The following is a 24,109-nucleotide window of genomic DNA, read 5'->3' on the forward strand; positions in this document are numbered from 1 at the left end:
GCGGCGCGGTGTGATCGGGGCTACGGTGTCCGGGCCATGGACGCGACCGCCTCGACCCGCCGCGTCGCGGCGCTCCGCTGGACGCTCTACCTCGCGCTGGCGATCGTCCTGCTCACCGAGCAGTGGGGGCGCACCACCACCGACACCCGGATGGAGCTCTCGACCCGTCCGGGGCGGTTCCTGCGCGACGCGCTGTCGCTGTGGGACCCGTCGGTCTCGCTCGGGCAGATCCAGAACCAGGCCTACGGCTACCTGGTGCCCCAGGGGCTGGTGGCGGTGCTCGCCGACGCCGCGCACGTCCCGCTCTGGCTGGCCCAGCGCGGCTGGTCGGTGCTGCTGCTGGTGCTCGCCTGCGAGGGCGCGCGGCTGGTGGCGCGGGAGATCGGCTGCGGAGCCGGCGCGGCGACGCTGGCGGGCCTGGCGTACGGCCTGACGCCGCGCCTGGTCGCGGAGGTCGGCGTCCGCAGCGCCGAGATCCTCCCGGCCGTGGTGCTGCCGTGGGCCGTCCTGCCGCTCCTGCACCTGCTGCGCGGACGGCAGCGCGCGGGCGCCGCCGCGCTGCTCTCGGCCGCGGCGTTCGGCCTCGGCGGCGGGGTCAACGGCACCGCGACGGCCGCGCCCGCCGGGCTGCTGGCGGTGCTCGTCTGCTGGGCCTGGGCCACCGGCCGCGTCGACCGCCGGTTCGTGGCCGCGTGGGCGGCTCTGATGGTGGCCGTCAACGCGTGGTGGGCGGTCGCGCTCAGCCGGCTCGGCGCCGTCAGCCCGCCCTTCTTCGACTACGTCGAGGACGCCCGCACGACCACCTCGACGGCCGGGGCGTCCGCGGGACTGCGCGGAGCCAGCAACTGGGTCGACTACCTGACCGTGGGCGGCGCCCGGTGGTGGCCGGCGGGCTACGACGTGTCGTTCGCGCCGTACGTCGTCGCCGGCTCGGCGCTCGTGGCCGCGGCGGGCGTGATCGGCCTGGCGCGCACCCGCTCGTGGCTGCGCACCCCGCTGCTCCTGGCGCTCGGGCTGGGCTTCTCCCTCGTCACGATCGCGCACGTCGGCCCCCTGACCTCGCCGCTCGCGCCGGGGCTGCGCGACCTGCTCGACGGTCCGCTGGCGCCGCTGCGCAACGTGCCGAAGGCCGACCCGATCCTGCGGCTCCCGCTCGCGCTGGGGCTCGGGCTGCTCGCCCAGGAGGCGCTCGAGCGGGTCGGCGCGTCCGTACCCGGGCGCCGGCGGGCTCCGCGGCTGCGGCCGGTCCTCGCCGGCGGCGTCGTGGCCGCGCTGGTGGCCGGGCTGCTGGGCGCGGGCTGGCCGCTGCTCGCCGGACGCTCCCGCACGCCCGGGTGGACCGCGATCCCGTCGGCCTGGCAGCAGGCGTCCGCCCGGCTCGACGCGGGCACGGCCGCGGGCGACGCCGGCGCGGTGTGGGTCGTCCCGGGATCCGGCTTCGGCATCCAGACCTGGGGCTGGACGATGGAGGAGCCCCTCCAGGTGCTCGGCCGGACGCCGTGGGTCACCCGCTCGCAGGTGCCGCTGACGCCGGCGGCGACGATCCGGATGCTGTCCTCGCTGGAGGACTACCTCGAGACCGGCACGGGCTCCCCGTTCCTGGCCACGGCGCTGCGCCGCATCGGCATCGACCGCGTGCTGCTGCGCCACGACCTGGCGCCGGCCGCCCAGAGCATCGACCCCGGCCTGGTGTCGCGGGCCCTGGCCCGCTCGCCGGGCATCCGGCGCACCGCCACCTTCGGCCGCGCCGGGCTCGGGCCGGCCATCGAGCTCTTCGACGTCGGCGGTGGCGAGGGCCCGGGCGGCGGCTTCCGGGCGCGTCCGGCCGCGGAGGTCGTCACCGTCTCGCCCTCGGTCGAGGACGTCGTCGCCGCCGTCGGCTCGGGCCTGCTGGACGACGACCGGCCTGCGCAGGTGCCCGGCGGCGTGGGCGTGCCGAGCGGCGTCCGCTCCGAGGTCGTCGGCGACGGGCTGCGCCGCCGGGAGCGCAACTTCGGCCGCGTGCACGACGCCACGTCCAGCCTGATGACCGCCGACGACCCCACCCGCACCGGCCGGCTGGTGCCCGACTACCCCGGCCCGCCGGGCGCCCGCCTCGCCACGGCGGCCTACCCGGGGCTGTCGGGGGTCACCGCGACCAGCTCGACCGGGTACGCCGACGTCCTCGGCCCGGTGCGCCCCGAGACCGGGCCCTGGGCGGCGCTCGACGGCGACCCCTCGACGGCGTGGCTGAGCGCCCCCTACCTCGACGCCGTGGGGCAGGGGATCACGCTGCGGTTCGCGAGCCCGCGCCGCCTCGGCCGGGTCACGCTGGCCCAGCCGCTCGCGGCGATCGGGCTCCAGCAGGTGCGCGCCTGGCGGGTCGTGGCCGCCGGGGTCGAGCGCACCGCGACCGTCGACCCCTTCACCGGCGTCGCGACGCTCGATCTGGGCGGGGTCGAGGCGGGCTCGGTCGAGGTCGAGGCGGCCGACGTCCCCGACCCCGGGGCGCAGGTCGGACTCGCCGAGATCGGCGGTCTCGGCGTGGCTCCCCGCACCCTCGACGTGCCGGCAGTGCCGACCGCGCGGGGCGCATCGATCGTGCTCGCCGCGGCGCCCGAGACCCGCGCCTGCGCGCCGACCCTCCTCGGTCCGGACTGCTCGGCGACCCGGGCGCGGCCGAGCGAGGAGGCCACCGGCATCGACCGCACGATCACCCTCGACCGGCCGACCTCGGCCACGCTCGTCGGCGCGGTCGTGGCCCGCTCACGGGCCGGAACCCTCGCGCTGCTCGACCCCGCCTCCGGGGTGCGGATCCGGGCGAGCAGCTGGTTCGGGCAGGATCCCGCGGCGTCGCCCCGCATGCTCACCGACGACGACGCCCGGACGTCCTGGCTGGCCGATCCGCGCGACCCCGCGCCGACGCTGCGGCTCGACCTGGGGCGCACCCGCACGGTCTCCGGCGTCCGCCTCGGCACCCCGACGGGAGGCGGCGTGCTGCCGTCGGCCGTCGTGGTCTCCGGCGGCGGCGCGCGGCGCGTCCTCGACCTCGGCTCCGGCACGCTGGCGGCCGACGGGGTGCTCGGCTTCGAGCCGCTGCGCGCGCGGCGGCTGACCCTCACCCTCACGCCGCCGGACGGGACGACGGGCGATCCGGCCGCGCGCCCGCCCGTCGGGCTCTCGTCGCTGCGGCTGCGGGGCGCGGATCTCGTCCAGCCCCTCGACGGCGGCGCCGCGACCGGGGCGGCCTGCGGTCTCGGCCCGCCCGTCGTGGTCGACGGCGTCACCCGCGAGAGCCGGGTCGACGGTCGGATCGGCGCGGTGCTCGGCGACGCCGACCTCGGCCTCCGGCTGTGCGGCGGACCGCTGCGGCTGGCCGCCGGCGCCCACCGGATCGCGATCCGCTCCACCGAGCAGTTCCAGCCCGTGGCCGTGCAGCTGCGCGGCGGGACGGCCCGCACCACGGCGTCGAGCGGCACCGTGCGGGAGCGCACGGTCCGCGTCGAGACGCGCGACCGCACGACGGCGGTCCTCGCGGTCGGGGCGGGGCCGGACGCGCTGCTCTCCGCGCCCTGGAGCATCAACGCCGGCTGGCGGGCGGTGCTCGTGACGCCGCAGGGGCGCACGCCGCTGGCGCCGATCGAGCTCGACGGCTGGGCCCAGGGCTGGCGGCTGCCCGCGGGCGAGGGCGGGCGGGTCGAGCTGACCTTCGCGCCGCAGCGGCGCTTCGAGATCGGCCTGGTCGTCGGGCTCGCGCTGCTCGCCGTCGTCCTGCTGGCCGCCGCTGTGACGCTGGTGCGCCGTCGGCCGTCGGCGCCCCCGGCACCGGAGGCCGGGACCGGCTCGGAGGGCGACGGCGGGCCGACGCCCCGGCGTCGGGCGCTCGCGCTGGCCGGCGTGGTGGTCGCCGCCGGCCTGGTGTCGGGGCCGGTGGCGCTGCTAGCGGCGCTCCTCGGGGGCGGTCTCGCGCTGCACCGGCACCCCCGGGCGGCGCTGGTGGTCTCCGCCGCGCTGCTGGCGATCGGCGCCGTCGTGCTCGTCGTCGACCTGCTCCGCGCGCCCACGCTGCCGAGCACGACCGCCGACCAGGCGACGGCCTGCGGGCTGTGGCTGGCGCTCGCGCTCGGCCTGCTGCGTCGGGGCCCGACGGCGCCGGCCGCACCGCCGGCGGGGTCGGCGGCCGGATGACCCGGGAGCGCGCGCCGGTGCTGGTCTGGCTCGGCGTCCTCACGGCGTTGGTGCTCGGGCCGCTGCTCGGCTCGACCGGCTACTGGCTCACCGGCGACATGGTGTTCGTGCCGCGGCAGCCGTGGAAGGACGCGTGGCTCGGCGGCGGGGGAGCGCTCCCGCGGGCGGTGCCCATGGACGCCCTGGTCTCGGCGCTGACCGCGGTGGTGCCGGGCTGGGTGGTGCAGCGCCTGCTGCTCGCGGGCCCGCTCCTGGCCGGCGGCGTCGGGATGCTGCTGCTGGTCGACGCCCTGCTGCTCGACCCCGCGGCGGAGACGGCGCCGCGGTCGCGCGGCCACGCGACCCTCGTCCGGCTCGCCGGCGTCACCGCGCTGCTGTGGAGCCCCTGGGTGCACGACCGGCTCGCGATGGGCCAGTGGGCGATCCTGGCCGGTCACCTGCTGCTGCCCTGGGTCGCGCTCGCGGCCCATCGCCGTCGGATCGCGTTCCTGGCTCCCGGACCGCGTGGACGGCCCGGGCGCGGATGGGCGGGGCTGGCTCTGGCGCTGTTCGCGACCGCGGTCTGCAGCCCGTCGAGCGGGGTGATGGCCGCCGCGGTCGCGCTCGCGGTGGTCGCCTCGCGCGGGCCCGCCGGACGACGGGCCGTCGCGACCACGGCCGGGCTCGCGCTGCTGGCGAACCTGCCCTGGCTGCTCGCGGCGGCGCGCGCCGACGGCGTGCGGGTCAGCGCGGACGGGGTGTTCGCTGCGTTCGCGCCGCGCGCCGAGTCGTCCGCCGGGCTGCTGCCGAGCCTGCTCTCGCTGGGGGGCACCTGGAAGAGCGCGGTGGTCGCGCCGGAGCGGCAGCAGGCGCCGATCGTGCTGCTGGCGGCGGCGCTCGTCGTCGTCGGCCTGGTGGCGCTGGGACGCCGTCGGGTCGGGCTCGCGGCCGCGGGGGAGCGGGCCCGGGCCTCGACCGTCCTGCGGCTGCTGGCGATCGCGGGCGCGGCATTGGTCGTCGCCCTGCTCCCCGTCTTGCCGGGTGGCGCAGCGGCCCTCGAGCGGCTCGCCGGCACTGTGCCGCCGGTGGCGCTGCTGCGCGACGCCGAGCGGTACCTCTCGCCGGCCGCCCTCGCGGTCGCGCTCGGGGCGGCGTCGGCCGCGGACCTCGCCTGGCGCGCGGCCCGACCCGGTCGCGGCTCGCTGCGGGCCGTGGCGGTGCTGGTGGCGCTGGCGCCGCTCGTCCTGCTGCCGCGGCTGGCCTGGGGGCTCGGCGGCGAGCTGCGTCCGGTCGCCTTCGCGCCCGGCTGGGGGGAGGTGCTGGCGCGGGTGTCGGCGGCCCCGGACCCGGTGACGGTGGTGCTGCCGTGGCGCGGCTCGTACCGCTCGCTGGCCTGGGTCGCGGACGCCGGCGCCGACCCGGGCGCGGCGGTCCTGGACCCCGCGCCGCGGCTGCTGCCCGGCGAGGTGGTCGTCGACGATCGGCTGCTCCTCGTCCGGGACGGCGCGACCGTCACGGTGCCCTCCGAGGATCCTCGCGTCCGGGCCGTCGACGTCGCGCTGGCGGCGCCGGACGCCACCGCCCGGGCGCAGGCGCTGCGGGCCCTCGGCGTGCGCTTCGTGCTCGTCGAGGGACCCTCTGGCGGACCCGGCACCCGCGAGGTCCGACTCGCCGGCGCGGTGGTCGTCCGGCAGGGACCGCTGACGCTGCTCGACCTGTCGACACCGCGCTGACCTGCGATCTCCTCCGTCCGCCGGACCGGCATGGCCCGTTCGGGCCAGGCCCCGATCGGGCGTTCGGTCGGACCTCGCCGAACCCGTTAACACGGCGTTCATCCGACGGCTTCGCGTGTGTATGGTCGAGGTCACATCGCGATCGTGCCCCGGGAGAGCGCACGATCCGCACCGGCTGGCCCGGACCCGGTGGGAGCGGGTCGCGGGCCCTTGGGAGGAGCCCCGGAATGAACCTCGTCGTGTCCGCCGTCATCGGCGGCGTCCTCGCCACCGCCGCCGTCTTCGGCGGCGTGCACGCCGCCTCGGGCGGCGACCAGAGGAACGTCGACTCCACGACGCTCTTCTCCTACAGCAGCAGGTGACGGCCTAGCCGTCGCCCGCCCGGCTCTCGGCCGGGCTCACGGGGTCGCAGGCCCCGTCCACGCCTCACCGGCCCTCTGGGGGGACGGCCGGTGGTGCGCCGTCGCATCGGGTTGGGAGGTCCAGATGCACCAGATCGTCATCCCTGCCTTCGACGAGGAGGCCCGGCTGCCGCGCACGCTGCGCGAGCTGCGCCGGCACGTCGTCCGCTCGCGTGCGCTGCTCGGCCCGGTCGAGGTGATCGTGGTCGACAACGCGAGCACCGACGCCACCGCGCGGGTCGCCGCCGAGGCCGACTCCGACGCGCTGCCCGTGCGCGTGGTCGCGTGCGCGACGCGCGGCAAGGGCGCCGCCGTCCGCGCGGGCCTGCTCGCCACCACGGCGCCGACCGTCTCCTTCATGGACGCCGACGGCGCCACCCGCCTCGACGCGCTCGATCGCGCGCTGCGACTGCTCGCGGACGGCGGGGTCGACGTCGTCGTCGGCTCGCGGGCCATCGCCGGCGCGGAGACCGAGGCCCGGCACAGCCGGGTGCGCGACCGCGGCGCGCGGGCCTATCGCGCCTGCGCCGCCCGCATCGTCCCGGGCATCGCCGACACCCAGTGCGGCTTCAAGGTGCTCCGCGGCGACCTCGCCCGGGCGATCGCCGCCGAGCTGGAGAGCCCCGGCTTCGCCTTCGACGTCGAGCTGCTCGCCCGGGCGCTGGCGCACGGCGCCCGGCTGCACGAGCTGCCGGTCTGGTGGGTCGACGTGCCCGGCTCGACCTTCGACCCGGTGCGGCACGGCGTCGACTCCTTCGCCGAGCTGGCCCGGATCGCCTGGCGGGCGCGCCGCGGCGGCTTCGCGCCGGTCGTCGTGCCGCTGCCCGCGCGGCCGCTGGCGCCCGTCCCGCCCGTCGCGGCCACGCTCGGACTCCCGACGCGGCCCGCCGTCGGGCTGGAGCTCCCGCTGCGGAGCGAGGGATGAGCGGCCCGCTCGCCGGACGGCGCGTCGTCGTCGTCAACTGGCGCGACCTGGCGCACCCCAGCGCCGGCGGCTCCGAGCACCACGCCTGGCACCTCGCCCGCGGCCTGGTCGAGGCGGGCGCCGAGGTCGAGCTGCTCACCGCGCGCCCGCGCGGCCAGGCGCGGTGCGAGCTGCGCGACGGCATCACCGTCGACCGCGCCGGCGGCACGCTCGGCTTCTACCCGCTGGCCCTGCTGCGCCTCCTGCGCCGCCGCCGACGGATCGACGCCGTCGTCGACCCCTCGTGCGGCATCCCGACCTTCACGCCGCTGGTGCTGCGCCGTCGCACCCCGGTGCTGCTGGTGGTGCACCACGTGCACCAGGACCAGTTCGGCCTGTACTTCCCCGCGCCGCTCGCCTGGCTCGGCCGGGTCCTGGAGCGCCGCGCGATGCCGCGGGTCTACCGCCGGGCCCGCACCGTCGCGGTCTCCGACTCCACCCGTGCCGAGATGCGCGCACGGCTCGGCTGGCGCGGCGAGGTCGGCCTGCTCCCCAACGGCGCCGACCTGCCCGAGCGGGCGGTGGAGGCCGCGGAGAAGGACCCCGCGCGGATCGTCGTCCTGGGGCGCCTGGTCGCGCACAAGCGCGTCGACGCCGTGCTCGAGGCCTTCGCCGCGGTCGCCGCGGAGCGTCCCGTGACGCTCGACGTCGTCGGCGCCGGCCCCGAGCTCGAGCCGCTGCGCGCCGAGGCGGCGCGCCGCGGCCTCGCCGACCGCGTGACCCTGCACGGCTTCGTAGACGACGCCCGCAAGGCCGAGCTGCTGGCCCGGGCCGCCGTGCACGTGTGCGCCTCCGACGCCGAGGGCTGGGGTCAGGTCGTCGTCGAGGCGGCCGCCCACGGCACGCCGACGATCGCCCGCGACGTCCCCGGCCTGCGCGACTCCGTCGTCGACGGCGTCACCGGCCGGCTCCTGCCGGAGACCGCCGCGCCGCTCGCGCAGCGGCTCGCCGCCGGGCTGCGGGCCGAGCTCGACGCCCTGGAGGCCCCCGGCGCCCGCGCCACCACGGCCCGGGCGTGCCGCGCCCACGCCGACGCCTACGGGTGGCCCCGCATGCGACGTGACGCCGCCGCGCTCGTCGCCTCCCTGCTCGGCGCCGACGCGCCGGCGCACCCCGTCCCGCACGACCGTCCGCGACCCGCTGCCGCGGGCGTCCTGACCGAGAGGTGAACCCCATGCGTCCGACCCTGCGAGCCCGTCCGGGCCGCTCCCGCCTGCTGGGGCCGACCCTCGTCGGCCTCGGCTCCTGCCTGCTGCTGCTCGGGCTGCTGGTGCGCTTCTACGCCTACCCGGCGCTGGCCCGGGTGCCGGCCAACTACGACTCGACGTCGAACCTCGCCGGCACCGGCGTCCAGGTCTTCGACACCGACCCGTCGGTGCTGAAGCCGGTGACGACCGATCTGTCGGTCAGCGCGCACATCGTCGCCGGCGACTACCCGGACGCGCCGCAGGGCGTCGTCGTCTGGGCCGACTCCACCACCGTGACCCGCGCCGACGGCACCATCGTGCAGCGCTCCACCGAGCTCGCGCCGTTCGACGCCGTGAGCGGCGTGGCCAGCACCTACCCGGTGGGCTTCTCCTCCGAGACCGAGGGGCGGCGTGACGCCGTCCAGCGCAGCGGCCAGATCTACAAGATGCCGTTCGACACCCGCCAGCAGGACTACCAGTGGTGGGACGGTACGATCGGCCGCGCCACCCCCGCGGTGTACACCGGCGAGGGCACGGTCGACGGCCTGAAGGTCTACACCTTCGTGCAGACCATCGCGCCGACCGCGGTCGACACCGTCGACGTGCCGGGCTCGGTCTTCGGCTCGTCCGCGCCGAGCGTCAAGGCCACGATGATGTACGGGATGAAGCGCACGATCACCGTCGAGCCGGCCACCGGCAGCCCGGTGAACCTCGTCGAGCAGCGCGACCAGTACCTCACCTACGGCGGTCGCCAGGTGCCCGCGTTCGTCGGCACCGTCGCGTTCACGCCCGAGACGACGGCCTCGCTCGTCGACTCGCTGCGCTCCAAGGCCATGGTGCTCTCCGCGGCGCGGATGGCGCTGCCGCTGGGCCTCGGCCTGGTCGGCCTGGTCCTGCTCGTCGCGGGCGTCGTCGTGGGACGTCGTCCGGTGGCTCGCACCGAGACCCCCGAGACGCGGGAGCTCGTGCACGCCTGAGCCTCACCCGTCGTCGGAGGCGTCCAGCCGGCCGACGACCTCCTCCAGCAGCGCGTCGAGGGCGGCGGTGCTCCAGCCGCCCTCGGCGCGGAGAACCAGGTGGGTGCGGCCCCGCAGCCCGACGGCGCCCAGCGCCAGCCCGCCGCTGCCGGTGACGGGCGCGAACCAGATCTCCCGCGGCTCCTCGGCGGCGCCGTCCGGAGGCGCCAGCTCGCCGAGGTGCGAGACCAGCGCCGTCGAGCCGAGGCGCCGGCTCAGGACGCCGAGCGTCGCGGCCGCCAGCCGTCGTCCGCGGCGGCCCGTCCAGGCCGGCGGCTCCAGCGGCGCCGTGCGCAGCGCGTCGGCGATCTGCGCGCGGTCGAGCGCGGCGACGTCGGTGAGCCGCAGGAGGGCGCTCCGATCGGCGATCGCCTCCCCGGCGGCGTCCGCTGCGCCGCTCAGACGGCCCGCGCCCACGGCGATCGCGACGCGACGACGTTCGGCGGGGCCCAGACGGCCGGCGGCGACGGCGGCCACGGCGTGCACGAGCTCGCTTGTGCGCACCCGGCGCTCAAGCGTCGCGCGGGCCAGCCGGGTCCCCGCGGCCGTGGACGGCGCCTCCAGCCGCGCGGGCGGTCGCAGCAGCGCCTCGGCGAGGCGACGTCGCCGTCCGCCCGCGGCGAGCGGACGGCCGGCCACGCCGCGCGCGTCGGTGCGCAGCGTCAGCCCGAGCGCGTCGCTCGCCAGCGCGAGCAGTCCGAGTCCGTCGGCGCGGTCGTGGTCGGCGAGCGCGAGCAGCCGCGTGGCGGGCTCGTCGTCGACCAGCACGGCGACGGCGGGCCCGTGCTCGGCCAGCGCCCCGGCGAGGTCCGCGGTCGCGCGGCCGGTGGCGCCGCGGGCGTCCCGCGGTCGCGCCGTCACCAGCTCCAGGCCGATCCGCCAGCGCGTGCGCGGGTCGCGCACGGGCGGGGACGTCACCGGCGCACGGCGAGCGCGACCAGGCTGATGCCGGGCAGCCCCTGCACGGGCAGCACCCGCTCGCTGGCCACGGCCAACCGCAGCGCGGCGTTGACGACGGGGTGCACCTGCTCCATCTCCGAGTCGCCGTCGTTGTGCCGGCGGCGCAGCCGGGCGATCGGCCGCAGCAGCACGTTCCACGAGCGCAGCGACACGACCTCCAGGCCGGCGTCCTCCATCACCCGGGTCAGGCCGGCGCGGTCGTAGCGACGCAGGTGGCCGAGGGCGACGTCGTGGCCGCTCCACAGGTCCATGCCGGCCGGCACCGCGACCAGCGCGCGACCCCCGGGTCGCAGCACCCGGACGGTCTCGCGGGCCACCGCGGCGTCGTCGTCGACGTGCTCCCACATGTCGGTGGACATGACGAGGTCCATCGAGCCGTCCGCGAAGGGCAGGCGCCGGGCGTCGCCCCGCACGATCGAGAGGCCCCGGCCGCGGGCCAGGCGCGCCGCGACGGGGGAGTGCTCCAGGCCGACGACGTCCCAGCCGAGGTCGCGCAGCACCCCGGTGTTGCCCCCGCCGCCGCAGCCGACGTCGAGCGCCCGGCCCGGGGTGAGGGGTCCGACCAGGCGCCGCACCAGCGAGCGGCGCTCGGCGTACCACCAGTGCCGCTGCTCGAGGTCGGCCGACTTGCGGATCTCCTGCTCGTCCACCCCGCGAGCCTAGTCGTGGCCACCGGCCGGCCGATCCGGCGGTCGGGCGGCGGGTCAGGCCAGGTCGGCCCCGAGGATCGCGGTGCCCGGCGAGAGGCGTCCGCGCAGACGTGACCAGCCGCCCCAGACCCGGTCGTGGTGCTCGGGCCACTCCGGCTCGAGCAGGGTGGTGAGGCGGAAGCCGTGGCCGGCGAGCAGGCCGACCCAGTCGCCGAGCGTGCGGTGGTGCTCGACGTAGGCGACCTCGCCGGTGGCTTCGTCGACCTCGACGTACGGCGTGCGGTCCCAGTAGCTCTGGCTGACCACCAGGCCGGCCTCGCCCGGGTCGTCCGGCAGCATCCAGCGGGTCGGGTGGGTGATGGAGAAGGCGAACCGGCCGCCGGGACGCAGCACGCGGGCCGTCTCGGCGACGGCGCGCTCGATGTCGTGCACGAACTGCAGGGCGCCGAAGGAGGAGAAGACGACGTCGAAGGTCCGGTCGGCGAAGGGCAGGTGGGTCGCCGTCGCGCGGACGGTCGGCACGCCGAGCCCCGTGGCGTCGTCGATGCGCCGGGAGTGCTGCAGCTGCCGGTGGGAGAGGTCGAGCCCGACGGGCCGGCCGCCCTGGGCCAGCACCCAGCGCGAGCACTGGCCGCCGCCGGAGCCGACCTCCAGGACGTCGCGGTCGCGCACCGGCCCCAGCACGCCCGCCTGCTCCTCGGTCAGGCCCTCCGGGCCCCACACGAAGCCGACGTCGCCGAGGAACTCGCCGTGGCTGGCCTGGTACTCGTCGGCGTAGCGGTCCCAGTCGGCGCCGTTGGCGTGGCGCGACTCGTCCTCGTCGGCGGCCCGTCGCTCGACGCGCACCGGCGGCGCGGGCGTGTGGCTGCGCGAGTCGGGGGCCACGGGCGGGGTGGCGTCCGCCCCGCCCGCGCTCATCGGGAGGCCTCCACCGCCGCGGCGGGGTCGACCGACTCCGGGACCGTCGCGGCGGCGCGCTCGCCGCGGCGGCGCAGCGGCAGGCGTCCGGCGAGGTCGCCGAGCGGACCGACGGAGCGGTGCAGGGTCTCGGCGGCCTCCGAGAGCGCCGGCACGAGGGCGGCCAGCTCGGAGAGGCGCGGCTTGATGTCCTCGAGGGTGTCGCCGAGCGCGACGAGCTGGTCGAGCGTGCCGCCGTCGGCCAGCAGCTTCTCGACGAAGCCGTCGTCGGTGAGCATGCGATCGGCCAGGCCGCCGGGGCGCAGCAGCTGGTCGAGCACCCCGTCGGGCTCGGTCAGCCGGTCGAGGGTGCCGCCGGTGCGCAGCAGGCGGTCGAGCAGGCCCTCCTCCTCGATCAGCCGGTCGAGCGCGCCGCCCTCGGAGAGCAGCCGCTCCAGGGCGCCGTCGGGACGCAGGAGCCGGTCGACGGGGCCCTCGGCCGCCAGCAGCCGCTCGAGGTTGCCGTCGCGGGAGATCAGTCGGGTCAGCGGGCCGTCCTCGGCCAGCAGCCGGTCGACGACGCCGTCGCGCTGCAGCATCCGCGCGAGCGGACGCTCCGGCGCGACGAGGTCGCCCAGCACCTCCGCGAGGCGCAGCGGCCCGCCCTCGACCAGCAGCACGTCGGCGAGCTGCTCGACGTACCCGCCGCGTCCGATCACCCGCTGGACGAGGTCGGCGTAGCCGCCGGGGCGGCGGATCGGCCCGTCGGGCGCGGCGAGGCGGCCGACGGCGAGGGTCGCCTGGGTCGCGGCGACCGCGAGCCGGCCGGGGAGCAGCGCCGCGTCCACGACGCGCGCCACCAGCGGCGCCGGGACGGCGGATCGGGGCGCGGGGGACGTCGGGGTGCGGGTGGCGGCGACGGTCACGCGGGTCACGGTACGCGTCGGATCCGGCGGCCCGGACGCCGTCCGTCGGGACCGTCGCGTCGCCGGTTGGACGCCCGCGCGCACGCGGGCGTAGGCTCACACTGCGCCTGAAGTCTGCCTGCGTCCCGGACCTAGCGGACGAGGCTCGCTCTCCAGATCCCCTCGTCGATCCGCCGTGCACGGTCGGGGCGAGTGCCCCGGAGGTGAACCAAGGACCTCACGCGTGCCCGCACGACTTCTGCCCACCGAGGAACCCTTTCCCTTATGACGAGCACCATCTCCGCCTCCACGGACTTCGACGCGCCCCAGGTCGCGATCAACGACATCGGGTCCGAAGAGGACTTCCTGGCCGCCATCGACCAGACGATCAAGTACTTCAACGACGGTGACATCGTCGCCGGCACCATCGTGAAGGTCGACCGCGACGAGGTCCTGCTGGACATCGGCTACAAGACCGAGGGCGTCATCCCCTCGCGCGAGCTGTCGATCAAGCACGACGTCGACCCCTCCGAGGTCGTCGCGGTCGGCGACGAGGTCGAGGCCCTGGTCCTCCAGAAGGAGGACAAGGAGGGTCGTCTGATCCTGTCCAAGAAGCGCGCCCAGTACGAGCGCGCCTGGGGCACGATCGAGCAGGTCAAGGAGGAGGACGGCGTCGTCGAGGGCACCGTCATCGAGGTCGTCAAGGGCGGCCTGATCCTCGACATCGGCCTGCGCGGCTTCCTCCCGGCGTCGCTGGTGGAGATGCGTCGCGTCCGCGACCTGCAGCCCTACGTCGGCCAGCGCCTCGAGGCGAAGATCATCGAGCTCGACAAGAACCGCAACAACGTGGTCCTGTCGCGCCGCGCCTGGCTCGAGCAGACCCAGTCCGAGGTCCGCCACGGCTTCCTCACCCAGCTGCAGAAGGGCCAGATCCGCAAGGGCGTCGTGTCCTCGATCGTCAACTTCGGCGCGTTCGTCGACCTCGGCGGCGTCGACGGTCTGGTGCACGTCTCCGAGCTGTCCTGGAAGCACATCGACCACCCCTCCGAGGTCGTGGCCGTGGGCGACGAGGTCACCGTCGAGGTCCTCGACGTCGACATGGACCGCGAGCGGGTCTCGCTGTCGCTCAAGGCGACGCAGGAGGACCCCTGGCAGCACTTCGCCCGCACCCACCAGATCGGCCAGATCGTGCCGGGCAAGGTCACCAAGCTGGTGCCCTTCGGCTCGTTCGTCCGCGTCGAGGAGGGCATCGAGGGCCTGGTGCACATCTCCGAGCTCGCCGAGCGTCACGTCGAGATCCCCGAGCAGGTCGTCCAGGTCAACGACGACGTCATGGTCAAGATCATCGACATCGACCTCGAGCGTCGCCGGATCTCGCTGTCGTTGAAGCAGGCCAACGAGACCGCCGTCGCCACCGACATCGAGGAGTTCGACCCCACGCTGTACGGCATGGCGGCGACCTACGACGAGCAGGGCAACTACGTCTACCCCGAGGGCTTCGACCCCGAGACGGGCGAGTGGCTCGAGGGCTACGACGAGCAGCGCGCGGTCTGGGAGGAGCAGTACGCCCAGGCGCACGCCCGCTGGGAGGCGCACGTCAAGCAGCAGGCCGAGGCCAAGCAGGCCGAGGTCGAGGCCGGCGAGGCCACCTCGTACTCCTCGGCTCCGGCCGAGGACGCCGGCGGCTCGCTCGCCAGCGACGAGGCCCTGCAGGCCCTGCGCGAGAAGCTCACCGGCGGCAACTGAGTCCACCGGCTCGACGACCCCCGCTCCCGTCCGGGAGCGGGGGTCGTCCCGTCTCCGGGGTGCTGGGCGCGGCTCAGCCGCCGGCGAGGCGGGCGCGCAGGTCGTCGCGGCGCACCTTGCCGGTGAGCGTGCGCGGCAGCTCGTCGAGCAGCAGCCAGGTCTTGGGCCGCTTCGGCGGCGCGAGGCGGCCGCGGGCGAAGGCGGTGAGCGCCTCGGGGGAGAGGTCGGCCGTGCCGCCGGGCGCGACGGCCGCGCACACCCGCTGCCCCCAGGCGGGGTCGTCGACGCCGAAGACGCACACGTCGGCCACGCCGTCGAGCTCGCGCAGCGCCTCCTCGACCTCGAGGGGGTAGACGTTGACGCCGCCCGAGATCACGAGGTCCTCGCGGCGGCCGTCGAGGTAGAGGTAGCCGTCGGCGTCGAGCCGGCCGAGGTCGCCGACGGTGAACGCCGGACCCCGCGGCGTCTCGCGCCACGCCGCGGCGGTCTTCTCGGGTGCGCCGAAGTAGGCGAACCGGGCGTGGGGAGGCACCGTGCACCAGATCTGGCCGTCGTCGTCCACGGAGAGCACCCGACCGGGCCGCGCGCGGCCGACGGTGCCGGGACGCTCACGCCACTCCTCGCTGCGGCAGGCGGTGAACTGGCCCTCGGTGGAGCCGTAGAACTCCCAGGTGCTCCCGGCCGGGAAGGTCGCGATGAGCCGCTCCTTGACCTCGCGCGGGCAGGGTGCGCCGGCGTGGGCCAGCAGGCGCACCGACGACACGTCCGGGGTGCCGACGGCGTCCCAGTGGGCGAACAGCCGCTGCAGGTGGGTGGGCACGCAGAAGAGCGTGGTCGGCCGCTCGCGGGCGAGGGCGTCGGTGACCAGCGCCGGGTCGAAGGGGCCCGGGATCACCACGCGACCCCCGGCGAGCCGGGTGCCCATGGCGAACCGCAGGGGAGCCGAGTGGTAGAGCGGGCTGAGGACGAGGTTGACGTCCTCGGGCGCGAAGCCCCACAGGTCGCGCTCCTCGGCGACCAGCGCCGCCGCGGCCTCGTCGTCGAGCAGGCCCGACCACACGCCCTTCGGCACGCCGGTCGTCCCGCTCGTGCAGTGCATCGGCCGCGCGCGCGGGAGCGCCCCGGGCGTCCAGGGATGGGCGGCGACCAGGGCGTCCAGCGTGGCCTCGTCCTCCACGCGCAGCGCGGGGGAGAGCGGCTCGAGGATCCGGGTGCGCTCGGCGTCGGTCAGGCGCGGGTCCAGTGGGATCGGCACGAGGCCGACGGCGAGCAGTCCGAGCACGGCGTCGAGGTAGCGCTGCGACCCCGGGACGAGCAGCGCCACCCGGTCGCCCTCGGCGAGCGGCGGGATCATGCGTCGTCCCCGGTGAGGCCGAGGTCGCGGACGAGCTGCTCGACGACCTGCCGGAAGTGCCGGTCGTAGTCGAGGATCCCGCGGTGCATGTGGCCGAACAGCTCGAGGCTGAGGTGGCCGAAGAGCAGCGCCCAGGCCATCAGCCAGCGCACCAGGCGCTCGTCGGAGACCTCCAGCGGCAGCAGGGCGCGGATGCCGCCGAGGGCGTCGCGCTCGGACGGATCGGCCGGCACCGTCGGCGCCATCACGTGGCCGGCGCGCTCGGACGCCTCGGCCAGCGTCATCAGCACGCCGGTGACCCGGCCGGCGGCCGGCGTCGTCGTGTCGGGCGCGGCGTAGCCCGGGACGGGCGAGCCGTAGAGCAGCGCGTACTCATGGGGATGCGCCACCGACCAGGCCCGCAGGGCGAGGCAGACGGCTCGCAGGCGGGCGGCCACGTCGTCGGCGGGGACGGCGGCGTCGGCGACCTCCAGGGCGGCGCCGAGCTCGTCGTAGGCCTCGGTGATCAGCGCGGTGAGCAGCTCGTCGCGGCTCGGGAAGTAGCGGTAGACCGCGGAGGACACCATGCCGACCTCCCGGGCGATCGCGCGCAGCGACAGCGCCGCCGGACCGACCTCCCCGAGGTGGCGTCGCGCGGTGTCCTGGATGGTGCGGGTGATCTCGACGCGGGCGCGGTCGCGGGCGGTGGTGGCAGCGGACACGTCCCGATCCTGCCCGCTGGCGAGAGCGCCGACAACAGAAGAGAGCAGTGCTCTTGCTTTCGTGGACGGTCGATGTCAGGCTGATCGCGAACCGAGAGCACCGCTCTCGAAATTGTCGAGAGGATCCGCCATGCCCGCCCATCACGTCGTCGTCGGCGCCGGCCCCGTCGGTCGCGCCACCGCCTCCCTGCTCGCCTCCGGCGGCGAGCGCGTCCTGCTGGTCAGCCGCTCCGGCACCGGCCCGGAGCTGCCCGGGGTCGAGCGGGTCGCCGCCGACGTCGCCGACGCCTCCCGGCTCACCCGTCTCGCCGACGGCGCCGCCGCGCTCTACGACGCGGTCAACCCGCCGTCCTACGACGTGTGGCCCTCGTGGTGGCCGCCGGTCGCCGAGTCCTTCCTCCTGGCCGCGGAGCGCACCGGCGCGGTGCTCGCGACCGCGTCCTGCCTCTACGCCTACGGCCCGGTCGACGGGCCGATGGTCGAGGGCCTCCCCGACGCGGCGCCGGGCGTGAAGGGTCGCATCCGTGCCGGGATGTGGGCCGACGCCCTCGCCGCCCACCGGGCGGGTCGGCTGCGCGCGGTCGAGGTGCGGGCGTCGGACTTCATGGGCCCCGGCGTCACCAACGCCCACGTGCCGGTCGTCGTGCCGAAGGCACTGGCGGGCAGGACCGTCCGGCTGTTCGGGGACCCGTCCCTGCCGCACTCCTTCACCGACGTGCGCGACCTCGCTCGCGCGCTGGTCGTCACGGCCGCCACCCCGACGGCCTGGGGTCGGGTGTGGCACGCGCCGACCAACCCCGCCCGCAGCGGGGTGGAGACCGTCGCGGACGTCTGCCGTGCCGCCGGCGTCGCGCCCGCGGTCGTCCGGTCGTGGCCGCGGGCGATGCTCACGGTGGGCGGGCTGGCGGTGCCCTTCCTGCGGGAGATGCGCGAGACGGTGTACCAGTTCGAGCGCCCCTACGTGCTGGACTCCTCGGCCGCCGAGCGCGAGCTGGGCCTGACGCCGACGCCCTGGGACGAGGTCTGCCGCGCGACCGCCGAGACCGCCGGCGCGCGGGTGCCCGTCGCGCTCTAGCGTGGCGCCCATGCGAGTGGGACTCACCGGTGGCATCGCCTCGGGCAAGAGCACCGTGGCCGGCATCCTCGCCGGGCTCGGCGCGGTCGTGATCGACGCCGACCAGCTGGCGCGCGACGTCGTCGCCCGGGGCACGCCGGGCCTCGCCCGGGTCGTGGAGCTGTTCGGCCCGGAGGTGCTCACGCCCGAGGGCGACCTCGACCGGCCCACCGTCGGCCGGATCGTCTTCGGCGACGAGGCGCAGCGGAAGGCGCTGGAGGCGATCGTCCACCCGCTCGTGTTCGAGCGCTACGCCGCGCTCGAGGAGGGCGCGCCTGCGGGCGCGCTGGTGGTGCACGACATCCCGTTGCTGGCCGAGTCGGGACGTGCCGAGGGGTTCGACGCCGTGCTGGTCGTCGACGTGCCGGTCGAGACCCAGGTCGAGCGGATGCTGCGCGACCGCGGCATGACCCGCGAGGACGCCGAGGCGCGGATCGCCGCCCAGGCCACCCGCGAGCAGCGACGCGCGGTGGCCACCCACGTCATCGAGAACACGGGCACGCTCGCCGAGCTGCGGGCGCGGGTCGAGCAGGTCCACGCCGAGCTTGCGTCCCGCTGATCCCCGGACGCACGACGGCCCCCGTCCCTCGCGGGACGGGGGCCGTCGTCGAGGCCCGGCGTCGGGTCAGGCCGCCAGGTCGGGGTCGGCGAAGCGACGCAGCTTCTGCAGCGCCTCCCGCTCCAGCTGGCGGACGCGCTCGGCGGAGATGCCGTGCTTGACGCCGATGTCGGCCAGCTTGTGCTGGCGGCCGTCGACGAGCCCGTAGCGGCTGCGGATGATGTCGGCGGCCCGCTCGTCGAGCTGGCCGACGAGGCTGTTGAGCCGCTCGCGCGACTCGACGTCGAGCACCGTGAGGTCCGGGCCCGGCGCGGTCTCCTGCGCCATCAGGTCGCCGAGCGAGGTGTCGCCGTCCTCGTCGACCGGGGTGTCGAGGCTGACGTGCTCGCGGCCCCACGAGAGCAGGTCGAGCACGCGCTCGACCTCCATGCCGAGCTCGGCGGCGATCTCGGCCGGCTCGGGGTCGCGGCCCAGCTGCCGCTCGAGGGTGCGGCGGGCGCCGCCGACCTGGTTGAGCTCCTCGACCACGTGCACGGGAAGCCGGACGACGCGCGCCTGCTGGGCGATGCCCCGGGTGATGGCCTGGCGCACCCACCACGTGGCGTAGGTGGAGAACTTGTAGCCCTTGGTGTAGTCGAACTTCTCGACCGCGCGGATCAGGCCGGTGTTGCCCTCCTGGATCAGGTCGAGCATCGGCATCTGCGCGCGGCCGTACTTGCGCGCGATGGAGACGACCAGGCGCAGGTTCGCGGTGATGAACTGGTCGACGGCGCGGCGGCCCTCCTCGGCCATCCACTCCAGCTCCTCCTGGGTCGCCTGCCCGGGTGCGCCACCCTTGCGACGGCCGACGCGGCCCTGGGCGAGCAGGTGCTCGGCCATCAGGCCGGCCTCGATCGTCTTCGAGAGCTCGACCTCGGCTGCGGCGTCCAGGAGGGGGTTGCGGGCGATCTCGTCCAGGTAGAGGCCGACGGAGTCGCGGCCTTCGATCTCTCGTCCGGTCGAGCGGGTGGCGGGGGCGGTGCTAGCCATGTGAACCCTCCTCGTGGTGTCCCCCTGATGGGGGTCACTGAACCAACGCCCGTCCCCTTGCTCGGGATTCCCGTCCGGCAATCCACCGAGGGGGTGGGCTCTCGCGAGTAAGGACGTCCGGGCGGCGGTGCTGATTCCCGGCCGGGTCGAAACTCAGCCACTTCTCAGACCGCCGTCAGGAGCCTGCCTCGTGGTGCCGTTCGGAGCCGTGACCTGCACGGATGGGCGGCCTCGGTCAGCGCCCGAACGGGTGAGAGGGGGTGAGCGTCAGCCGCGCGGGGCGACGTCGGCCAGGCCCATGCGGTCGAGGATCCACGCGAGGCTGAAGGCGCGGTCGTGCCAGGCCTGGTACCGCCCCGAGACGCCCCCGTGCCCCGCCGACATCTCGGTGCGCAGCAGCACGTCCGGACGCCGGTCGTCGGCCGTGGCCCGCAGGCGGGCGACCCACTTGGCGGGCTCGACGTAGAGCACGCGGGTGTCGTTGAGCGAGGTCTCGGCCAGGATCGGCGGGTACGCCTGCGCGGTGACGTTGTCGTAGGGCGCGTAGGCGGCGATGTAGTCGTAGACCTCGGGGTCGGCCTCGGGGTTGCCCCACTCGTCGTACTCGGTGACGGTCAGCGGCAGCGAGGCGTCGAGCATGGTGGTCAGGTTGTCGACGAACGGCACGGCCGCGACGATGCCGCCGAAGGCGTCGGGCGCCTGGTTGGCCACCGCGCCCATCAGCAGGCCGCCCGCGCTGCCGCCCTCGGCGATCAGCACCTCGGGCCGCGTCCAGCCCTCGTCGACGAGGTGGCGGGCGCAGGCGATGAAGTCGTCGAACGTGTGCTGCTTCGCCAGCAGCTTGCCGTCGTCGTACCAGCGTCGACCCATCTCGCCGCCGCCGCGCACGTGGGCGATGGCGAAGGCCGCGCCCCGGTCGAGCAGGGAGAGGCGGGCGACCGAGAAGTACGGGTCCATGGACGCCTCGTAGGAGCCGTAGCCGTAGAGCAGCGTCGGCACCGGCTCGCCGGCCGCGCGGACGTCGCGGCGCACCACCAGCGAGATCGGCACGCGCTCGCCGTCGGGCGCGGTGGCCCACAGCCGGTGCTCCTCGTAGGCGTCGGGGTCGTAGTCGCCGAGCACCGGGGTGCGCTTGAGCAGGCGCAGCTCGCGGGTGGCGACCGTGTAGTCGTAGACCGAGGAGGGCACGGCGAGGGTGCCGTAGCCGAGCCGCACGGTGGGCTGGTCGAAGCCCGGGTTCGAGCCCGAGCCGATCGTGTAGATCTCGTGCTCGAACTCCACGAGGTGGTCGTCGGCGACGCCCTGCGGCCCGAGCTCGAGGATGCGCAGCTGGGTCATGCCCGCGCTGCGCTGGTGGACGACGAGGTGGCCGGCGAAGGCGTCGACGTCCTCGATCCGCACCGCCGGGTCGTGCGGCACCAGCGGACGCCAGCCGGCGGCCGGCGTCGGCTCGAGCGGCGCGACGCCGATCTCGAAGTCGGGCCCGGTGGCGTTGTGGGTGACCAGGAAGACGTCCTCGCCGGCCAGCACGGCGTGGTCGAGGGAGTACTCCAGGCCCTCGACCCGCTCGGCGAAGACCCGCCAGCCGTTTTCGGGCCGGTCGGCGTCGAGGTAGCGGTACTCCGAGGTGGTCTTGGAGCCGGACACCGCGACCAGGAAGCGGTCGGAGCGGGTGCGGCCGACGCCGACGAAGAAGCGGCCGTCGGGCTCGTGATGCACCAGCTCGTCGTCGGCCTGCGCGGTGCCGAGGCGGTGGCGCCACACCTTGTCGGGCCGCCACGACTCGTCGACGGTGGAGTAGTAGAGGCTCTCGCCGGCGCGGTCCCACGTGCCGCCACCGAGCACGCCGGTGAGCTCGTCGTCGAGCAGCTCGCCGGTGCGGAGGTCCTTGACCCGCACGGTGAAGCGCTCGTCGCCGACGACGTCGACGGCGTAGGCCAGCAGGTGGCCGTCGGGGCTGATGCTCGAGCCGCCCAGGGAGAAGAAGTCGTGTCCCTCGGCGAGCGCGTCGAGGTCGAGCAGGATCTCCTCGCCCGGCAGCGCGGGCTGGTCGGGGTCGCAGTCCTCCGCGGGGGTCGGGGGCGTCCAGTCGTCGGGGCCGGCGACGGGCACCCGGCAGGTGGCGCCGTACTCGCGGCCGGCGAAGGAGCGGCCGTAGTACCAGTGGCCGCGGTTGCGCGTGGGCACCGACAGGTCGGTCTCGCGGGTGCGGGTGCGGATCTCCTCGAAGATGCGTCCGCGCAGATCGGCCAGATGCGCGGTACGCGCCTGCGTCCACGCGTTCTCGGCGTCGAGGAGCGCCCGCACCTCGGGCGCCTCCTTCTCGCGCAGCCACTCGTAGTCGTCGTGCCGCTCGCGGCCGTGGTGGACGGCGACGGTCGGGCGCCGCTCGGCGAGCGGGGGCTGCGGAGCGGGCTGCTGCGGGACGGTGGGGCTCGACATGCGTCCGACCCTACGGGTGGCGTCCGACAGCGCGGCGGCGACCGGCGCGCGGCCTCGGGGGACGCTAGGTTCGGCCGGGTGAGGCCGATCGACCTGAACGCCGATCTCGGCGAGGAGGTCACCGACGACGCGGCACTGCTGACCGTCGTGACCAGCGCCAACGTCGCCTGCGGCTACCACGCCGGGAGCGAGGCGATCATGCGCGCGGTCTGCCGGGACGCCGCGGCGCGCGGCGTCAGCGTGGGCGCGCAGGTCTCCTACGACGACCGGCCGGGCTTCGGCCGCGTCGCCCTCGACGTGCCGTACGCGACGCTGCGGGCGCAGGTGGCCGACCAGGTGCGCACGCTCGCCGCGCTCGCGCGCGAGGCCGGCACCGAGGTGCGCTACGTCAAGCCGCACGGCGCGCTCTACCACCGCGTGCTCGACGACGAGGAGCAGGCGCGGGCCGTGCTCGACGGCTCGGTGGTCGACGGCGTCGGCCTGCCGGTCCTCGGCATGCCCGGGGTCCTGCTGCGGCTCGCCGAGGAGGCGGGCCGCGCGACGCACCGGGAGGGGTTCCCCGATCGCGGCGTCCTGGCCTCGGGGCGGCTGCTGCCGCGCGACCGGCCCGGTGCGGTGCTCCACGACCCGGCCGCGATCGCGGCCCGGGCGGTCGAGCTGGCGAGCGACGTGCGGAGCGTCTGCGTGCACGGCGACCACCCGGGGGCGGTCGACACCGCACGTGCGGTGCGCCGGGCGCTCGAGGCGGGCGGGCTCGCGCTGGTGGGGCTGTGAGGCGGCGGTGACCGGGCGACTGGTGCGCTGCGGTCCGGGGGCGCTGGTCGTCGAGGTCGACGGACCCGCCACGGCCGCGGGCCTGGCGTCCCGCCTGCGGACGCGCCTGCCGCTTCTCGGCGTCGTCCCGGGGGCTGAGTCGGTGCTGGTGCAGGCGGCTCACGGCTCCCTGCCCGACGACGTCGCGGCCGTCGTCGCCGCCGCGCTGGCGGAGCCCGCGGACGCGGACCCCGGATCGGGACGGCTGGTCGAGCTGCCGGTGCACTGGGACGGCCCCGACCTCGACGACGTCGCCGCGCGCTGGGGCACCGACGCGTCGGGGGTCGTGGCGCGGTTGGAGGCCACCGAGCTGACCTCGGCGTTCTGCGGCTTCGCGCCGGGATTCGCCTACCTGGCCGGCCTGCCCGCCGAGCTCGCCGTGCCCCGCCTGGCCGCTCCGCGACCCCGGGTGCCCGCCGGCTCGGTCGCGCTCGCCGACGCCTGGTGCGGCGTCTACCCGGGCGCCTCGCCGGGCGGCTGGCGCCTGGTCGGCCGCACCGACGTCGCCCTGTGGGACCTCGACGCCGACCCGCCCGCGCTGCTCGCCCCGGGCACGCGGGTGCGGCTGGTCCCGGCATGACCGATCGGCCCGCGGGCGCGCTGGAGATCCTCGGGATCGGCGCCTCAGCGCTGGTGCAGGACCTCGGCCGGCCCTCGCTCGGGCACCTGGGCGTGCCGGCGTCCGGAGCGCTGGACGTCGCCGCGCTGCGGGCCGCGAACCGGCTCCTCGGCCAGGGCGAGGGCGCGCCGATCGTCGAGGCGCTGCTCGGCGGGCTGACGGTGCGGCTCCACGGCCCCGGGCGCTGGTTCGCGACGGCCGGCGCCGTCGTCGCGGTGTCGACGGACGGACGTCCGCGGGCCTGGGGCGAGGCCGTCCGCGTGCCGTCGGGCGGGGTGCTGCGGCTGGGCCGTCCGGTTCGCGGCGCCCGGACGACGCTCGCGGTGCAGGGCGGCGTGCGGCCCGCGGCCGTGCTCGGGTCCTGCTCCACCGACACGCTGTCCGGCCTGGGGCCCGCGCCCCTGCGGGTCGGCGACCTCGTGCCGCTGGGGCCGACGACCGGGGCGCCCGCCGTCGGTGCTCTCGTGCCGGGCGGCCCGGGCGGTGCAGGCGGCCCGGGCGGGAGAGTCGATCCCGTGCGGCTGCGGCTGCACCCGGGGCCGCACGGCTCCTGGTTCCCCGAGGGACGGTCGGCCGTCGCCGGCGGTCCGCGGACCGTGTCCGCCACCTCCGATCGCGTCGGGCTGCGGCTCGAGGGCCCGCCGATCCCGCGCCGCCCCGGCGAGGTGCCGAGCCTCGGGCTGCCCCCCGGCGCGGTGCAGGTGCCGCCCGACGGCCGGCCGGTGGTGCTGCTGGCCGATCGGCCCACGACCGGCGGCTACCCGATCCTCGGCGTCGTCGATCCGCGCGACCTCGACGCGTGCGCGCAGCTGCTGCCGGGCGACGCGGTCGAGCTGAGGCCCGTGCGCGGCTGAGCGCGGCGCCGCTCCGCGG

20 protein-coding genes are annotated in these 24,109 nt (G+C 76.4%); 12 read left to right on the plus strand and 8 right to left on the minus strand.

From position 1 onward, the window contains the following. Positions 1-36: 36 nt before the first annotated feature. The 6 genes from K8Z61_RS04210 to K8Z61_RS04230 all read left to right on the plus strand — a co-directional run bounded on the left by K8Z61_RS04210 (position 37) and on the right by K8Z61_RS04230 (position 9,408). On the plus strand, positions 37-4,167 hold the full coding sequence (locus tag K8Z61_RS04210) for an alpha-(1->3)-arabinofuranosyltransferase family protein (protein WP_224126839.1): 4,131 nt from the start codon (positions 37-39) through the stop codon (positions 4,165-4,167). Then, positions 4,164-5,879 (plus strand): hypothetical protein, encoded by a 1,716-nt coding sequence (locus K8Z61_RS04215; RefSeq protein ID WP_224126841.1) that lies wholly within the window; start codon positions 4,164-4,166, stop codon positions 5,877-5,879. Before K8Z61_RS04210 ends, K8Z61_RS04215 begins: the two co-directional genes overlap by 4 nt. Before the next feature lie 227 nt (positions 5,880-6,106). Beyond that, on the plus strand, positions 6,107-6,241 hold the full coding sequence (locus K8Z61_RS18820) for a hypothetical protein (protein WP_263430407.1): 135 nt from the start codon (positions 6,107-6,109) through the stop codon (positions 6,239-6,241). Positions 6,242-6,365: 124 nt separating this feature from the next. Beyond that, positions 6,366-7,205 (plus strand): glycosyltransferase, encoded by an 840-nt coding sequence (locus tag K8Z61_RS04220; RefSeq protein ID WP_224126843.1) that lies wholly within the window; start codon positions 6,366-6,368, stop codon positions 7,203-7,205. Next, positions 7,202-8,413, plus strand: a complete 1,212-nt coding sequence (locus tag K8Z61_RS04225) for a glycosyltransferase family 4 protein (protein WP_224126844.1) — start codon at positions 7,202-7,204, stop codon at positions 8,411-8,413. Before K8Z61_RS04220 ends, K8Z61_RS04225 begins: the two co-directional genes overlap by 4 nt. A gap of 5 nt (positions 8,414-8,418) precedes the next feature. Then, on the plus strand, positions 8,419-9,408 hold the full coding sequence (locus K8Z61_RS04230) for a DUF3068 domain-containing protein (protein WP_224126846.1): 990 nt from the start codon (positions 8,419-8,421) through the stop codon (positions 9,406-9,408). Between the two features lie 3 nt (positions 9,409-9,411). Here K8Z61_RS04230 and K8Z61_RS04235 read toward each other — a convergent pair whose 3' ends face one another. From K8Z61_RS04235 to K8Z61_RS04250, 4 genes are read right to left on the minus strand one after another with little or no spacing between them, the layout of a single operon-like run. After that, on the minus strand, positions 9,412-10,365 hold the full coding sequence (locus K8Z61_RS04235; RefSeq protein ID WP_224126847.1) for a hypothetical protein: 954 nt from the start codon (positions 10,363-10,365) through the stop codon (positions 9,412-9,414). Further along, positions 10,362-11,057 (minus strand): bifunctional 2-polyprenyl-6-hydroxyphenol methylase/3-demethylubiquinol 3-O-methyltransferase UbiG, encoded by a 696-nt coding sequence (locus tag K8Z61_RS04240; protein WP_224126848.1) that lies wholly within the window; start codon positions 11,055-11,057, stop codon positions 10,362-10,364. Before K8Z61_RS04240 ends, K8Z61_RS04235 begins: the two co-directional genes overlap by 4 nt. Positions 11,058-11,111: 54 nt before the next feature. Further along, positions 11,112-11,975: a class I SAM-dependent methyltransferase gene (locus K8Z61_RS04245; RefSeq protein WP_224126851.1), complete on the minus strand. Its 864-nt coding sequence runs from the start codon at positions 11,973-11,975 to the stop codon at positions 11,112-11,114. Beyond that, positions 11,972-12,880 (minus strand): hypothetical protein, encoded by a 909-nt coding sequence (locus K8Z61_RS04250; RefSeq protein ID WP_224126853.1) that lies wholly within the window; start codon positions 12,878-12,880, stop codon positions 11,972-11,974. The genes K8Z61_RS04245 and K8Z61_RS04250 overlap by 4 nt, the downstream gene beginning before the upstream one ends. A 264-nt stretch (positions 12,881-13,144) precedes the next feature. On the opposite strand from K8Z61_RS04250, the gene rpsA reads away from it, so the two are divergent. Beyond that, positions 13,145-14,605 carry a 30S ribosomal protein S1 gene (gene rpsA / locus K8Z61_RS04255; protein WP_224126854.1) on the plus strand — a complete coding sequence of 487 codons (1,461 nt, stop codon included), beginning with the start codon at positions 13,145-13,147 and terminating at the stop codon, positions 14,603-14,605. A gap of 73 nt (positions 14,606-14,678) precedes the next feature. On the opposite strand, the gene K8Z61_RS04260 is transcribed toward rpsA, so the two are convergent. Together K8Z61_RS04260 and K8Z61_RS04265 are read right to left on the minus strand one after the other, a co-directional pair. Then, on the minus strand, positions 14,679-15,959 hold the full coding sequence (locus K8Z61_RS04260; RefSeq protein WP_224126856.1) for a class I adenylate-forming enzyme family protein: 1,281 nt from the start codon (positions 15,957-15,959) through the stop codon (positions 14,679-14,681). After that, positions 15,956-16,660, minus strand: a complete 705-nt coding sequence (locus K8Z61_RS04265) for a TetR/AcrR family transcriptional regulator (protein ID WP_224126858.1) — start codon at positions 16,658-16,660, stop codon at positions 15,956-15,958. The genes K8Z61_RS04260 and K8Z61_RS04265 overlap by 4 nt, the downstream gene beginning before the upstream one ends. A 130-nt stretch (positions 16,661-16,790) precedes the next feature. On the opposite strand from K8Z61_RS04265, the gene K8Z61_RS04270 reads away from it, so the two are divergent. Next, positions 16,791-17,735, plus strand: a complete 945-nt coding sequence (locus tag K8Z61_RS04270) for an NAD-dependent epimerase/dehydratase family protein (protein ID WP_224126860.1) — start codon at positions 16,791-16,793, stop codon at positions 17,733-17,735. Positions 17,736-17,745: 10 nt separating this feature from the next. Further along, positions 17,746-18,333: a dephospho-CoA kinase gene (gene coaE, locus K8Z61_RS04275; protein WP_224126862.1), complete on the plus strand. Its 588-nt coding sequence runs from the start codon at positions 17,746-17,748 to the stop codon at positions 18,331-18,333. A 66-nt stretch (positions 18,334-18,399) separates the two neighbouring features. Here the strand turns inward: coaE and K8Z61_RS04280 are convergent, their stop codons facing one another. Further along, on the minus strand, positions 18,400-19,362 hold the full coding sequence (locus K8Z61_RS04280) for an RNA polymerase sigma factor RpoD/SigA (RefSeq protein WP_224126863.1): 963 nt from the start codon (positions 19,360-19,362) through the stop codon (positions 18,400-18,402). A 267-nt stretch (positions 19,363-19,629) separates the two neighbouring features. Beyond that, a complete protein-coding gene (locus tag K8Z61_RS04285) occupies positions 19,630-21,804 on the minus strand; it encodes a S9 family peptidase (protein ID WP_224126865.1) in 2,175 nt (724 codons plus the stop codon). 78 nt (positions 21,805-21,882) lie between these two features. Between K8Z61_RS04285 and K8Z61_RS04290 the strand changes: the two genes are divergently transcribed. Genes K8Z61_RS04290 through K8Z61_RS04300 form a run of 3 tightly spaced genes read left to right on the plus strand, consistent with a single transcriptional unit; the run spans position 21,883 to position 24,090 of the window. Then, on the plus strand, positions 21,883-22,578 hold the full coding sequence (locus K8Z61_RS04290; protein ID WP_224126866.1) for a 5-oxoprolinase subunit PxpA: 696 nt from the start codon (positions 21,883-21,885) through the stop codon (positions 22,576-22,578). Between the two features lie 7 nt (positions 22,579-22,585). Beyond that, positions 22,586-23,197, plus strand: coding sequence for a carboxyltransferase domain-containing protein (locus K8Z61_RS04295; protein ID WP_224126867.1), 612 nt, complete (start codon positions 22,586-22,588; stop codon positions 23,195-23,197). Beyond that, positions 23,194-24,090: a biotin-dependent carboxyltransferase family protein gene (locus tag K8Z61_RS04300; RefSeq protein ID WP_224126869.1), complete on the plus strand. Its 897-nt coding sequence runs from the start codon at positions 23,194-23,196 to the stop codon at positions 24,088-24,090. Before K8Z61_RS04295 ends, K8Z61_RS04300 begins: the two co-directional genes overlap by 4 nt. Positions 24,091-24,109 lie beyond the last annotated feature (19 nt).

Source organism: Nocardioides sp. TRM66260-LWL (genome assembly GCF_020075545.1).
In the GTDB taxonomy this organism is placed as follows: domain Bacteria; phylum Actinomycetota; class Actinomycetes; order Propionibacteriales; family Nocardioidaceae; genus Nocardioides.